Annotated in this window: 10 protein-coding genes; all 10 read right to left on the bottom strand. The window is 48.3% G+C overall.

The window, feature by feature from the left end; all coding sequences use genetic code 11:
- Positions 1-598 precede the first annotated feature (598 nt).
- Positions 599-1,969 carry a tRNA (N(6)-L-threonylcarbamoyladenosine(37)-C(2))-methylthiotransferase MtaB gene (gene mtaB, locus AWB54_RS09740; RefSeq protein ID WP_061214416.1) on the bottom strand — a complete coding sequence of 457 codons (1,371 nt, stop codon included), beginning with the start codon at positions 1,967-1,969 and terminating at the stop codon, positions 599-601.
- A 40-nt stretch (positions 1,970-2,009) separates the two neighbouring features.
- Positions 2,010-2,756 (bottom strand): 16S rRNA (uracil(1498)-N(3))-methyltransferase, encoded by a 747-nt coding sequence (locus AWB54_RS09735; protein ID WP_061214415.1) that lies wholly within the window; start codon positions 2,754-2,756, stop codon positions 2,010-2,012.
- 22 nt (positions 2,757-2,778) lie between these two features.
- Positions 2,779-3,702, bottom strand: a complete 924-nt coding sequence (prmA, locus tag AWB54_RS09730) for a 50S ribosomal protein L11 methyltransferase (RefSeq protein ID WP_061214414.1) — start codon at positions 3,700-3,702, stop codon at positions 2,779-2,781.
- A 13-nt stretch (positions 3,703-3,715) separates the two neighbouring features.
- Positions 3,716-4,849: a molecular chaperone DnaJ gene (gene dnaJ / locus AWB54_RS09725; RefSeq protein ID WP_061214413.1), complete on the bottom strand. Its 1,134-nt coding sequence runs from the start codon at positions 4,847-4,849 to the stop codon at positions 3,716-3,718.
- A gap of 96 nt (positions 4,850-4,945) precedes the next feature.
- The gene (dnaK, locus tag AWB54_RS09720; protein ID WP_061214412.1) at positions 4,946-6,778 is read right to left on the bottom strand and encodes a molecular chaperone DnaK; all 1,833 of its coding nucleotides are present in this window, start codon (positions 6,776-6,778) and stop codon (positions 4,946-4,948) included.
- 122 nt (positions 6,779-6,900) lie between these two features.
- A complete protein-coding gene (gene grpE / locus AWB54_RS09715; protein WP_061214411.1) occupies positions 6,901-7,455 on the bottom strand; it encodes a nucleotide exchange factor GrpE in 555 nt (184 codons plus the stop codon).
- A 12-nt stretch (positions 7,456-7,467) separates the two neighbouring features.
- Complete coding sequence (locus AWB54_RS09710) at positions 7,468-9,033, bottom strand: TCP-1/cpn60 chaperonin family protein (RefSeq protein WP_061214410.1); 1,566 nt, start codon at positions 9,031-9,033, stop codon at positions 7,468-7,470.
- A 37-nt stretch (positions 9,034-9,070) separates the two neighbouring features.
- Complete coding sequence (hrcA, locus tag AWB54_RS09705; RefSeq protein ID WP_061214409.1) at positions 9,071-10,096, bottom strand: heat-inducible transcriptional repressor HrcA; 1,026 nt, start codon at positions 10,094-10,096, stop codon at positions 9,071-9,073.
- Between the two features lie 98 nt (positions 10,097-10,194).
- Positions 10,195-11,340, bottom strand: a complete 1,146-nt coding sequence (gene hemW, locus AWB54_RS09700; protein ID WP_061214408.1) for a radical SAM family heme chaperone HemW — start codon at positions 11,338-11,340, stop codon at positions 10,195-10,197.
- 39 nt (positions 11,341-11,379) lie between these two features.
- Positions 11,380-13,179 carry a translation elongation factor 4 gene (lepA, locus tag AWB54_RS09695; protein WP_061214407.1) on the bottom strand — a complete coding sequence of 600 codons (1,800 nt, stop codon included), beginning with the start codon at positions 13,177-13,179 and terminating at the stop codon, positions 11,380-11,382.
- Positions 13,180-13,329 lie beyond the last annotated feature (150 nt).

Genomic DNA, 13,329 nt, shown 5'->3' with positions numbered 1-13,329 from the left:
TAAAGATGTTTTAAGAGTCTGGTAAGTAAAGCTTTACCAGACTCTTTGATATTTTGGCTGGTTGAGCTGTTAAATGGTATTGGCGCTGATTAATTTGACGCGCAATTACAGATTGTTTATGATATGATTTTGGCATAAAGTAATAAAGATAATGCAAAGCATGACTCTACTGCAAAAACCCCTTTTGTTGCATGAGGGTTGCATAAATATACAAAGCGAGCGTTGGCGAAGCATGGATGCAACACCCGGCGAAGGCGAGCAGGCGAAAGGGGGAGAGCGACAGGACGTCGCGAGAGCGCTATCACCCTGCGGGTACTCCTGGTGTTCCACCCTGCGGGTGTCACTATTAAGGTTGTGACCAGGATGGGAGATCAGCGCGGCACCCCTTGAGCCACGAGACAAGCCGCAGGTGTTGCCCATGCGAAGACTGCGAGCGGTATATTTATGCAAGCTAATGCATATTTATAACTTTTTGCAGTGACATCAAAGCATTTATAAAATTTAAATGAGGGATGATTTAAAGATGGGTTTTATGAACAAAGGTATGCGCAACCCCCGGCAAAAAAAGTTGGTTTATATCCTGGTTGGACTGGTAATCCTATCCTTCCTGGTGAGTATCGTGGCAGTAGGGTTCTATTAGAAAAGAGCCATATAATAGCCTCCCCCGGGCGATGCTGTTTTCCATAGCCTCCAGCTCGACCATGACCAGTTCTCCGGTCAGCTCACCGGTCAGTTCCCGGGGGGAAGAAAACTCCAGTTCTAAATAGTTATCGCTAAGACCCCGGAAAGAGTCTTCTCCTACCCTCTGCTCTACCAGCACCTCCAGTTCCTGTCCCAGTTGCCGGTTTATGAAACTCCGCTTTTTTGCTTCAGCCAGTTGTATTAGTTCGGTACTTCGCATTTCTTTTTCCCTGTCACTGACCTGAGGCTCCATTTTAGCGGCGGCCGTTCCCGGTCGTTTTGAGTATTTGAATACATGCAAGTCCAAAAGGGGTAAATCCTGTAACAAAGCCAGGGTATCCTGATAATCCTTTTTTTCTTCACCGGGGAAGCCCACCATTACATCGGCGGTTATGGCCACTCCATTCACCCTCTGCACTATATCCTGAACCAGTTTGTAATAGAATTCCCGGTCATAACGGCGGTTCATGGCTCGCAATATGCGGCTGCTTCCGCTCTGCAAGGGGATGTGAAAGTGACGGCAAAGTCTTTCTCCACCGGCTGCCATCTCCAGCAACTCCTCGTCTATCTCCACAGGCTCCAGGGAACTCAGCCTGATACGGTAATCACCTTTCACCCTGGCGAAAAGCAATCGCAGCAATCTACTAAGGTTCCAATCTTCCAGGTCATTTCCATAAAGCCCGGTATGAATACCGGTCAATACTATTTCGTGATAACCCAGATCCACCAGTTGCTGCAACTCGGCTGCCACATCCTCCGGCAGTTTGCTCCGGGAAGGACCGCGGGCAAAAGGAACGATGCAGTAAGAACAATAACTCTGGCATCCATCCTGAATCTTGACAAAAGCCCGGGATCTTTCATGCCGCTTAGAATAGATAACCGGGGGCAGTTTCTTTTCCGCCACCAGCGGTGGGCATACAACAAGGGGCTCCGACTCGCTCCTGCTGATGACCTGTCCTTCAATTAAATCGAGAATATCTTCTTTTTGCTGGCTGCCTGCTATTAGATTCAGTCCGGGTATGGCCGCCAGTTGCGCGGCATCTACCTGGGCCAGGCAACCCGTAGCAACGACCAGCGCTCCTGGATTCCTCCTGGCGGCCCGGCGCAGCATAGCCCTGGATTTGCGGTCACTGCTGTGGGTCACGGTGCAGGTGTTGACGATGTACAAATCCGCACTTTCATTGAAGTCTACCAGTTGATAGCCTCTTTGTATGAACTTTTCCTTCAGTTGTTCTGTTTCCACCTGGTTTACTTTGCATCCCAGGGTATGAAAAGCTACTTTTTTCATAATTGACTCCCGTCTCATGCACTCAACACGACCCTTTGCTTCATCCGAGTTCACCATATTCGTACATGATGATGCCGCAAGCGAGCAGGCTGGCGGTTTCCGTTCGCAAAGTCCTGGGGCCCAGGCCCGCAATGAAGCAACCCTGTCTTCTGGCTGTTTCGACTTCTGCCGGGGAAAAGCCCCCTTCCGGCCCTATTATGAGAAAAAGACCCCGGGTGCAAAAATTTTCCCGCTGCTCCCTTAATAGCGTACGAAAATAGGCTTCCCGCTCCTGTTCATAGCAGAGCAGGGCCGGTTTATCCCCTATTTGAGCCATAAGAGCGGGAAAATCCAAGATAGGCTTAACTTCTGGAATATGGTTGCGGCCACACTGCTTGCAGGCTTCCTGCGCAATCTTCTGCCAGCGTTTTACCTTCTTCCCTTCTTTTTCCTTGTCGAAGCGAGCCACACTATGCTCACTTTGCAGGGGAATAATGCTTCTTACTCCCAGTTCTACCGCTTTCTGAATAATAAAATCCATCTTCTCGCTCCGGGCTATACCTTGAACCAGAGTAAGATTAATGGCTAGGTCCTCCGCTGTTGTCTCCTGGGCAAGTATCTCGGCCTGCAAGATCTTCTGCTTTTTTTCCTGCAAGCGCACCTGGTATTCATTCCCGTTTCCATCAAAAACCTTGACTATATCACCGGACTTGAGACGCAAGACCTTTTCTATATGCCGGGTCTGCTCCTCATCAATCAAGACGCTATTACCCTTGATATTATCGGCAGAAACAAAAAAACGAGGCAAAGACTAGCACCCCATTCCCGGTTTATTCTTTCCGCGCCGCTACTCCTATCCAATCAACATCCTGGAGAACCTGCTCAATAACAAAGCCATGGGTTTTTAATTGCTTCTCCACTCCCGGCCAGCGGCTGTCGACAATTCCAGAACCAAAAAAATAGCCCCCGCTCTTTAAGACTTTGGCGGCTTCCGGAATTAAGCAAGTGACCACCTCGGCCGTAATATTGGCCGCAACCATATCTGCCTCGAATGTTTGAATTTCCTCCACAATATTCCCGAGCTTGACTGTAATAATGTCGCTCAGTCCGTTTAACTCAACATTTTCCCGGGCGATTTTTACCGACAATTCCTCAACATCCATGGCCAAGACCCGGGCCGCTCCCAATTTGGCCGCGGCGATGGACAGGATACCGGAACCACAACCGGCGTCAATAAGCTTTTCTCCCCCTTTTACATAATGGTCAATAAACTTCATGCAAAAACGGGTGGAGGCATGGATACCGGTGCCAAAAGCCATACCCGGGTCTATATCTATAACCACTTCCCCGCTTTGGGGTTGGTATTCTTCCCAGGAGGGCTTGATTACCAGGCGCTCGCCTATTTTGAAACGGTGATAATATTTTTTCCAGGAGCTCTCCCAGTCTTCATCCCTAACCTCATCAATAAAGACTTTACACTCAACATTAAAGTTCTCTTTGACCGCCTCCAGGCAGCTTTGCAATTCTTCCATAACTTCTCGTTCTTCCATAAAATAAGCTTTAATGAGCACAAACTCGTGATCGAGAAAGTCCGGCGAAACCAAATTGGGGTTCCATTCCTCCTGGTTTTCATATTTCCTGGCCGCCTGCGGGTCCTCTATAACTACTCCACCGGAACCGAGCCGGTGGAAGATTCCAGCTATTGCTTCAATACAAATTCCTTCGGTCAGAACAGCGATCTCTTTCCATTTCATTCCACTACACCCTCTATCCCATAGCATCTTTGAATTTTTCGAACAGGCCTTTCTTTCCTCCTTTTTCATCACTTTCCTCCGCAAACTGCAGGAGAATTTCCCTTTGCCTGCGGCTTAGCTTGCGGGGAATTTTGACCTCAATTTGCACCTTGAGGTCCCCGTTGCGATGACTATGCAGGTGGGGAATACCTTTTCCTTTTACCGTTATAATATCCCCCGGCTGGGTCCCTTCCGGAATATGCAGCAAATGAACCGCGCCACCCAGTAGAGGAACTTCAACTTCGGTTCCCAGGGCCGCCTGTACAAAATCGATGGGCAGCTTGCATAGCAGGTTATAACCCTCTCTTTTAAAGGAAGCATGAGGCCGAACCAGTATTGTAATATAAAGGTCGCCTGAGGGTCCGCCTCTTATACCTTGCTCGCCTTCGCCCTGAACGCGAAGACGCGAACCACTGTCAATACCGGCTGGAATCCTAATATCAATTCTTCTGTTTTTCCTTTGTTCTCCGTTGCCCTTGCAGGCTGAACAGGCCTTCTCAATAATCTTGCCTTCACCCCGGCACTGGCTGCACGGCCGAGAAGTCTCAAAGCGGCCAAAAGGAGTGTTTTGCACCGTCCGCTGCTGCCCCGTGCCCCGGCAAGTAGGACAGGTCTTAACCTCGGAGCCTGGTTCCGCCCCACTGCCTTTGCACTTTTCACAGCGTTCCATCCGGGATATTTCGATCTCCTTTTCTATACCAAAAACGGCATCCTCAAAATTTATTTCCAGGCGCAGCTCGCGGTCGGCACCCCGTTGTGGACCGGTTCTTCTGCGGGTTCCGGCGCCGCCGAAGAATATATCAAATATATCCCCAAAACCACCACCCATATCATCGAAGCCGCCAAAACCGCCGAAGCCTCCGGCTCCGTTGCGTGACGGGTCAAAAGCATCATGCCCGAAGCGATCATACAGTTCCCTTTTTTGGGGGTCACTTAAGACTTCATAGGCATCGGAGACCTCTTTGAATTTCTCTTCTGCCTGGGGATCGTCCCGGTTAACATCGGGATGCAGTTTCCGGGCTTTCTGCCGGTAAGCTTTCTTTATTTCCTCGGCACTGGCATTTTGAGAAATATCTAAAACTTCATAGTAATCACGCTTTGCGGACATCCTTTCCCACCTTCCTGAAAAACAGGCCTACCCGGACGACTGAAATCGCCGGGTATCACCCTCTCCCCTAGTAAAATATGCCCTGGCAGCAGAAAACTAGTCTTCCTTTTTTTCGTCATCTGCCACATTGTAGTCAGCATCAAAAACTTCACCATCGCCAGCATCAGAAGAACCTGCACCAGCTTCCGCATTTTTGGCGGCTTCTTCATACATTTTGGTGGTAAATTTGAAAATTACCTCGGTCAAAGACTCGGTTTTCTTTTTTATATCCTCGATATCGCCGCCCTCCAGAGCCGTTTTTAGCTCATCGCGAGCCTCTTCAATCTCTTTTTTAGATTCCTCATCTATTTTTTCGCTGTATTCTTTAACAGTCTTTTCCGCCTGGTATATCATACTATCCGCCGCATTGCGGGCTTCGATTTCCTCCAGGCGTTTCTCATCTTCCTCGGCAAACTTTTCGGCATCTTTTACCATGCGGTCGATTTCCTCATCGTTCAGGCCGCTGGAAGAGGTTATGGTGATTCTCTGTTCCTTGCCGGTGGCGGTATCTTTGGCAGTCACATTTACTATGCCATTAACATCTATATCAAATTTTACTTCAATCTGCGGTATTCCGCGAGGGGCTGAAGGTATCCCGCTTAACTGAAATCTCCCCAGGGTAACATTGTTGCCAGCCATCTTTCTTTCTCCTTGCAGTACATGAATATCCACTGAGGTCTGGTTATCCGCTGCAGTAGTAAATATCTGGCTCTTGGCCGTGGGAATAGTAGTATTGCGGTCAATTATTCGGGTAAATACCCCCCCCAGAGTCTCGATTCCCAGGGAGAGAGGGGTTACATCAAGCAATACCACATCGGTGACTTCGCCGGTTAAAACTCCGGCCTGAATAGCGGCCCCAACCGCCACAACTTCATCCGGGTTTATTCCTTTAAAGGGTTCCCGTCCGGTAATGTTCTTTATTGCTTCCTGTACTGCGGGTATTCTGGTGGAGCCCCCCACCAGTATCACTTTATCCAACTCGTTGGTCTTTAGGCCGGCATCTTTCATAGCCTGGCGAGCAGGCCCCATGGTTTTTTCCACCAGGTCGGCGGTCATTTCTTCGAACCGGGCCCGGGTCAAGGATATTTCCAGATGCAGCGGACCTTCCTGGGTGGCCGTTATATAAGGAATGTTGATATCGGTGCTCATCACCCCGGAAAGCTCGTGCTTGGCTTTTTCCGCCGCTTCCTTGAGGCGATGCATGGCCATCTTGTCATTTCTAAGGTCTACTCCCTGTTCTTTTTTAAATTCCTCTACCAGCCAGTTAATAATCCTCTCGTCAAAATCATCGCCCCCCAAGCGATTATTGCCGCTGGTAGCCTTGACCTCAAAAACCCCATCGCCGATTTCCAGTATGGACACGTCGAAAGTACCTCCACCCAGGTCAAATACCAGGATGGTCTGGTTCTCGTCCTTATCCAGCCCATAAGCCAGAGCTGCAGCGGTAGGTTCATTGATAATCCTCAGAACTTCCAGCCCGGCTATTTTCCCCGCATCTTTGGTTGCCTGCCGCTGGGAATCGGTAAAATAGGCGGGAACGGTAATTACCGCCTGGGTAATCTTTTCACCCAGATAAGCTTCCGCATCAGTTTTTAGCTTCTGCAAAACCATAGCGGATATTTCCTGGGGAGTATATTTTTTATTATCTATTTCAACTTTATAATCGGTACCCATTTTTCTTTTAATAGATAGTACCGTTCGGTCCGGATTGGTTATGGCCTGGCGTTTAGCTATCCTCCCCACCAGTCTTTCATTGCTTTTGGAAAATCCCACCACCGAGGGGGTAATTCTTTCCCCTTCGGCATTACTTATTACTTTGGCTTCATTTCCTTCCATTACGGCTATTACTGAGTTAGTTGTACCAAGGTCTATTCCTACAACCTTGCCCATTTGCCACACCTCCAATAATAATCTAAGCTAGTAACTCCCATAAAGGAGAGATTTGGATATCAAAGGCCTCTTTGCATATTTATGCCATCATTCCCCCTTTCTCCCGTTTTCTTCAGGGGGAACTAGCTGTTGCTAACTTTAACCAGGCTGGGGCGAATAACCCGGCCATGCATTATGTAGCCCTTCTGAAACTCCTCAATTACCATGTTCTCCTGCTCTTCACTGCTGCCTTCCACCATCAGCGGCTGGTGATACATGGGATCGAAGGGTTTACCCACGGCTTCAATCGCCTCTACGCCTTCGTTTTTGATTAATTCATGCAATTTCCGGGCTATCATTTCCACCCCTTTATTCAAGGCTTCCAAGTCCTGATTGGCATGGGAAACATCCAGAGCCCGATCCAGGTCATCTATAACCGGCAGTAATCTTTTAATCAAGGGCAGGGCAGCAAATTTTATATATTCCTCTCGTTCCCGGCCGGCCCGCTTTTTAATGTTCTCTTGCTCGGCCAAAGCCCGCAAATACAGATCATAGTTCTCTTGTTTTTCTTCCTGTAGCCTGGCTAATTCTTCCTTAAGAGCCTGGATTTCTCCGCCCTCCACAATTGTGGATGCTTCAACGCTTTCGATTATTTCTTGTTCTTGTTCCTTTTCCAGTTCAAGTTCTTCCTTAGTCATAATTTATCACCTCTAATCCCAGTTCTCTGTGCTTTCCGGCTGTTCCGGATCATTTTTCATTTTAATAATGGTATTTATCCTCAGGATAGCTACTGCCACCTCACCTGCTGCTTTGATAGCATGAATCTTTACCGGGGTGGGATCAACTATACCCTGGCGCATCATATCCATCAATTTGCCCTTTTCACAATCAATCCCGATGGAATCACTGCCGTTCTTTCTCTGGGCCACCACCACATCCCCCAGCTTTTCCAGCGGGTTGAAACCGGCATTGCTTATCAAACAGGAAAACGGCTTGAGCAAGGCTTCTTTTACACAGTTCACGCCAAAGGAGGCCATGCCTTCAAGCTCCCGGGACACTTCTTCCATATGCGCTGCCAGCCAAACCTCTGTGGCCCCTCCTCCGGGAACCACCCCTCCCTGCACTGCGGCCTGGACGGCGGCGGCGGCATCTTTGGCCATGCGTTCACGCTCTTCGACTACTTCTTCCGTAGCCGCACCGATGAGAACGGTGGTCCAACTTTCTCCCCCACCGTCATATACATATATATGCTGCAGCTTTTCATCTACTTTAACCATCCGAGCTTTGCCTAAATATCCCTTAAGGCTATCCAAATCCCGGTTGAGACCGTTTCTTTTTATTTTCCGGGCAGCGGTATGCTGGCAGAGCTTTTCGATTTCCCGGGAAGATACCCGCTGTACCGCCATTATTCCTGCATCAGTCAGGAACTCTTCCGCCATATCATCAATACCGCGGTCGGCCACTATCATTTTTACACCCAGTTCGGGAATTTTACGCAGGTTTTCTTCGTAGTTGGCCCGGGCCTGCAGATAATACTGGAAACCACTCTCGCTCTTCATAGCTTCCCGTTCGATTTCTTCGGGCCCCAGGGCATCGTCTATGACCAGTATCAGAGGATTTTCCAAAACTGCGGGCATATCCTTGTTCACGGGTTCCTTGTTAAGCAAAACTCCACGAAAAACTTGGCTGGGTGCCAATTCTCGGGCTACTACCGCATCGGCAAACTTGTAGTCCCGGTCCAAAAGCTTCTTTTTCCCTACCAGCTGCGCTCCCTTGATAACCAGGCGGGCGAGATCACGTTTGCCCCTTCCGGCTACCTCGGCAATATTAAACAATACTTTATCGTCCAGGGACTCCACTGCCCGGCTTTGCTTTTTCACCAGGTTCAGAGCAGCAGCTATCCCCTGTTCTATACCTTCAATCACCCGGGTAACCGGTACCCCTTTCAGTACCTGTTCCATACCCTCAGATACCAAAGCAGCGGCAATAATGGTAGCCGTGGTGGTCCCGTCCCCTACCTCTGACTGCTGGGCCCGGGCGGTGTTTATTATCATGCGGGCCGCAGGGTGATTGACTTCTATCAGCTTTAATATGGTTACCCCATCGTTGCTGATAACTACATCACCAAATCTATCCACCATCATAATATCCAGGCCCTTGGGACCAATGGTGCCTTCCACCGCCTGTGAGATGGCCCGGGAAGCATTAGCGTTGCTTAAAAGAGCCTGGAATCGGTCATCTGATTTCTCTTGTCTGGCCAGCTTGTTTTCCGACATATTTCCCTCCTTTGTTTGCAGGGGATAATAGATCCCCCTAGCCTAAGCCCTTTAGATAGTCTTCTATAATATCCCGCACCGTTTCCACCGTACCTACGGCTTTCCAATATTCCATGCGCACCGGGCCTATCACTCCTATCTTACCCAGCTCGCCAAAAGACTTATACCCTGCCACCACCAGACTCATTTCCTTGATTTCTTCCAACGGGTTCTCCCGGCCAATCTTTATGTCTACCGCTTCTCCCAGTTCCCCCGGAATAATCTGCCGTAGTGAATCGTCTTCTTCTAAAACATTCAGTATCCTTTTCAGTTTTTCCATATCTTTAAACTCAGGTTCATTAAGTATATTGAGGGCTCCGCTGACCATTACTTTTTCATCGCGGGAGTTTTGCAACAGGTTATCTATAGCTTCCAGGGCATTATCAATTATCTTACGGCGCTGGCTGAGGCTCTCTCTTATGAGTTGCAAATCGCTTCTTTTTACTTCCTCCAGCCGCTTGCCTCTGAAGGCCTGGTTAAACATGCCGGTAATAGCCTGCAAATCCTGGGATGATATTAATTCAGGGATACTAATAATACGATGCATTATTACCCCCATATCGCATACCAGCAAGAGCAAGGCTTTGCCTTTATCCAGAGGAAACAACTGCAAGCTGCGAAATTCAGTGAATTTTATTGCTGGAACAATAACAAAGGAAGCATAGCGGGTCATCTGGGATAGAAAATGAGCAATCCCTAAAATCACCTGCTCCCAATCTTCTATATTCTGTTCAAATAATTGCTGCAATAAAGCGTATTCCCTCTCTCCGGGGGGCTCTTTTTCCATCATGCAATCCACATAATAACGAAAGCCGCTTTCGGAAGGAATGCGACCTGCGGAGGTGTGCGGCTGCTCCAGGTAGCCCATGTCTTCAAGATCCGCCATTTCATTTCTTACTGTCGCTGCGCTTATTTTTAAATCATGCTTTTTTACCATAGCCCGGGAACCTACCGGTTCCGCCGTTTCCACATAGTCACGGATAATGGATTCCAGTATTCTCTTTTTTCTTTCATCCAGGGTCATAAATACCACCGCCTGTTAGCACTCTCCTCTATTGAGTGCTAATCGCTATTTAATATGAAAATATCACCTGCAAAATCCTTTGTCAAGTCTGGGGAGCATCATATAAAACGGCAAAAAACCTGATTGGAGAGGAAATACCCCCTTCTGGTTAAACAAAGCCGATTATTCCCCAGTTTTAACAGGCCTTTTTGCTCAGCGTCTTCAATTTCAACTGCAAATCGTCTTCTCAAATCCAGCTGATATCTAGCGGCAAACTGCGCTAAATCTATTCCATCGCAGAGTCTTAAAGCCAGTATTATTTCCTCCCGCATTTTCTCCTCAACGCTCATTTGCTCCAGTATTTCTACCGGTGCCACCCGCCCTGCCTCCATGCTTATCAGGTACTTTTCTAAAAACGGTCGATTCCGATATCTTTGCCGGCCGATGCAGGATACCGCTCCCGCTCCTATACCAATGTAATCCCCGCCGCACCAATAGTTCAGGTTATGGCGGCACTCAAAACCAGCCTGGCAGAAGTTAGAAAGTTCGTAATGCTTGTATCCCTTTTCGGGCAGATAATCCAAAGCCAGGTGGTACATGGCGTTTTCACTTTCTTCACCCGGCAGTTCCATCTCACCGCTTTCTATAGCACGGGCCATTGCGGTGCTCTCGTCCAACTGCAGAAGATAGGCGGAAATGTGTTGCGCTCCACAGGAAACCGCCAGTTCCAGGTTCCTTTGCCAGGATTCCAGGCTTTGTCCCGGTATACCATAAATCAAATCCAGGTTAAAATTTTGGCATCCTTCTTTATGCAAAGCCTCTATGCTTTGCATTATCTCGCAGTAACCGTGAACACGGCCCAATGCCCGCAACTCCTCCGGGGAAAAACTCTGTACTCCCAGGGAAATCCGGTTTACTCCGGCTGCCAGAATTCCTCTTAGAAAGCCTTCGCTCCTTGTGGCTGGATTCATTTCCAGGCTTATTTCGGCATTACTGCTAACATTAAAATTATGAACAACCGCCTCCACTATGCTCTGCAGTTGCTCCAGGCCAAGCAGGCTGGGGGTGCCTCCTCCCAGGTAAATGCTTAAGATGATGCTATCCGGGAACAAGATCGCACGCTTTTCTATTTCCAGCCGTATAGCAGCGGTGTAGCGCTGAAGCTGGGCCGGGGATTGGAGCGGCAGGGAATAAAAATCGCAATAGCCGCATTTTTTCAGGCAGAAGGGTATATGAATGTATAGCCCGGCAGGCTTTTTCTTCATAATATAGCTCTCACTATTCACCTTATCTTTTCGTTTTCATTACTCATTTTCAATGTCCAGCACCGTCATAAAGGCATCTTTGGGTACTTCGACCCGGCCAATCTGCTTCATCCGTTTTTTCCCCTCTTTTTGTTTCTCTAATAGCTTCTTTTTACGGGTTATATCGCCACCGTAACATTTAGCCAGAACATCCTTGCGCATGGCCTTGATGTTTTCCCGGGCTAGAATCCGGTTGCCGATTGCTGCTTGAATGGCTACTTCATACATTTGGCGAGGTATTATCTTTCTTAATTTGTTTACTATAGCCCGCGCCCGGTAATAGGCCTTGTCCTCATGAACAATAAAACTCAAGGCATCTACTACTTCCCCATTAAGCATGATATCCAGTTTGATCAGATCTGAAGTGTCAAAACCATGAAATTCGTAGTCCAATGAAGCATAACCGCGGGTTCGCGATTTCAAGGCATCAAAAAAATCATAGAGAATCTCAGCCAGGGGCAATCTATAATTAATAACTACCCGGCTGGAGGTCAAGTATTCCATAGTAATAAAACTGCCTCTCTTTTCCTGGCAGAGTTCCATTATCGTCCCTACATAATCGTTGGGAACCATTATAGAAGCTTTGACATAGGGTTCCATCACCCGGTCAATTTTCTGCGGGGGAGGCCAGTGGGTGGGGTTTTGCACCATAACTTCACTGCCATCAGTCAGCAGTACCCGGTATATTACACTGGGAGCCGTAGCCAGCAGGCTTAAGTCATATTCTCTTTCCAGTCTCTCCTTGACGATCTCCAGGTGCAAAAGGCCCAAAAAGCCGCAGCGGAAGCCAAAGCCTAAAGCATCAGAGTTATCTGGTTCATAAAAAAGGGAAGCGTCGTTTAGTTTTAAGCGGTCCAGCGCATCGCGCAGACGCTCAAATTCGCTATTCTCCAGGGGATAAAGCCCGCAATAAACCATAGGCTTTGCCTCTTGATATCCTGATAATGCCTCCGGGGCTGCCCGCCTGGCCCCAGTGATGGTATCGCCAACCCGGGTATCATTTACATTTTTCATTCCCGCCGCCACATAGCCTACTTCACCTGAGCTCAAAACTTCAACCTCGGTCATATAAGGAGATAAGACTCCTATTTCGTCTACCTCATATTCCTTGCCGCTGGACATCATACGAATCATGTCACCCTGGCGCAGTTCACCCTCTACTACCCTGATGTAGGATATGGCCCCCTTGTATGGGTCAAAATACGAGTCGAATATCAAGGCCTTTAAAGCTGCTTCCTTATCGCCGGAAGGAGGGGGAATCCTCTCCACTATCGCTTCCAGGACATCTTCCACTCCGGTACCCAGTTTGGCCGAAATAGGCAAAACCTCATCCTGGTCCAGCCCCAGTACATTTTCCATCTCCTGTTTCACAACTTCCGGTTCCGCTCCGGGCAGGTCGATTTTATTGACTACCCCTATTATTTCCAAATCCAGGTCCATAGCCATATAGACATTGGCCAGGGTCTGCGCTTCAATCCCCTGAGAGGCGTCAACCACCAGCAAGGCCCCTTCACAGGCGGCCAGGCTGCGCGAAACCTCGTAAGAAAAATCAACATGACCCGGGGTATCAATCAGATTAAGAATGTATTCCTGCCCATCCCGGGCCCGATAATTGAGTCTTACCGGTTTAAGCTTGATGGTAATGCCCTTTTCCCTTTCCAGTTCCATCTTGTCTAAAAACTGTTCTTTCATTTCCCTATCACTGAGAGCCCCGGTCAAATGAAGCAAGCGGTCCGCCAGGGTGGACTTACCGTGATCTATATGAGCTATAATACTGAAATTCCTAATATTCTTCTGCAAATTTTAACCTCCAGGTGTTTTATGAAATTAAAATACGATTTTACTACAAAAAGTTATTAATACTCATTGGCTTGTATAAATATACCGCTCAACCTTAAAAGCTACCGAAGGGAGCATCAGTTGTGCCCGACAGGGCGCTACGCATGGGCA

Origin of the sequence: Syntrophomonas wolfei subsp. methylbutyratica, from assembly GCF_001570625.1 — a bacterium.
Lineage (GTDB): Bacteria > Bacillota > Syntrophomonadia > Syntrophomonadales > Syntrophomonadaceae > Syntrophomonas > Syntrophomonas methylbutyratica.
Note: the sequence above shows the minus strand (reverse complement) of the source record. Positions and strands in the feature narration are given on the sequence as shown.

Excerpts from the sequence above, each read along its gene's own strand:
- dnaJ (WP_061214413.1), bottom strand. The coding sequence starts at position 4,849 with ATGTCCGCAAAGCGTGATTACTATGAAGTTTTAGATATTTCTCAAAAT.
- grpE (WP_061214411.1), bottom strand. The coding sequence starts at position 7,455 with ATGACTAAGGAAGAACTTGAACTGGAAAAGGAACAAGAACAAGAAATA.
- dnaK (WP_061214412.1), bottom strand. The coding sequence starts at position 6,778 with ATGGGCAAGGTTGTAGGAATAGACCTTGGTACAACTAACTCAGTAATA.
- mtaB (WP_061214416.1), bottom strand. The coding sequence starts at position 1,969 with ATGAAAAAAGTAGCTTTTCATACCCTGGGATGCAAAGTAAACCAGGTG.
- AWB54_RS09710 (WP_061214410.1), bottom strand. The coding sequence starts at position 9,033 with ATGTCGGAAAACAAGCTGGCCAGACAAGAGAAATCAGATGACCGATTC.
- prmA (WP_061214414.1), bottom strand. The coding sequence starts at position 3,702 with ATGAAATGGAAAGAGATCGCTGTTCTGACCGAAGGAATTTGTATTGAA.
- hrcA (WP_061214409.1), bottom strand. The coding sequence starts at position 10,096 with ATGACCCTGGATGAAAGAAAAAAGAGAATACTGGAATCCATTATCCGT.
- hemW (WP_061214408.1), bottom strand. The coding sequence starts at position 11,340 with ATGAAGAAAAAGCCTGCCGGGCTATACATTCATATACCCTTCTGCCTG.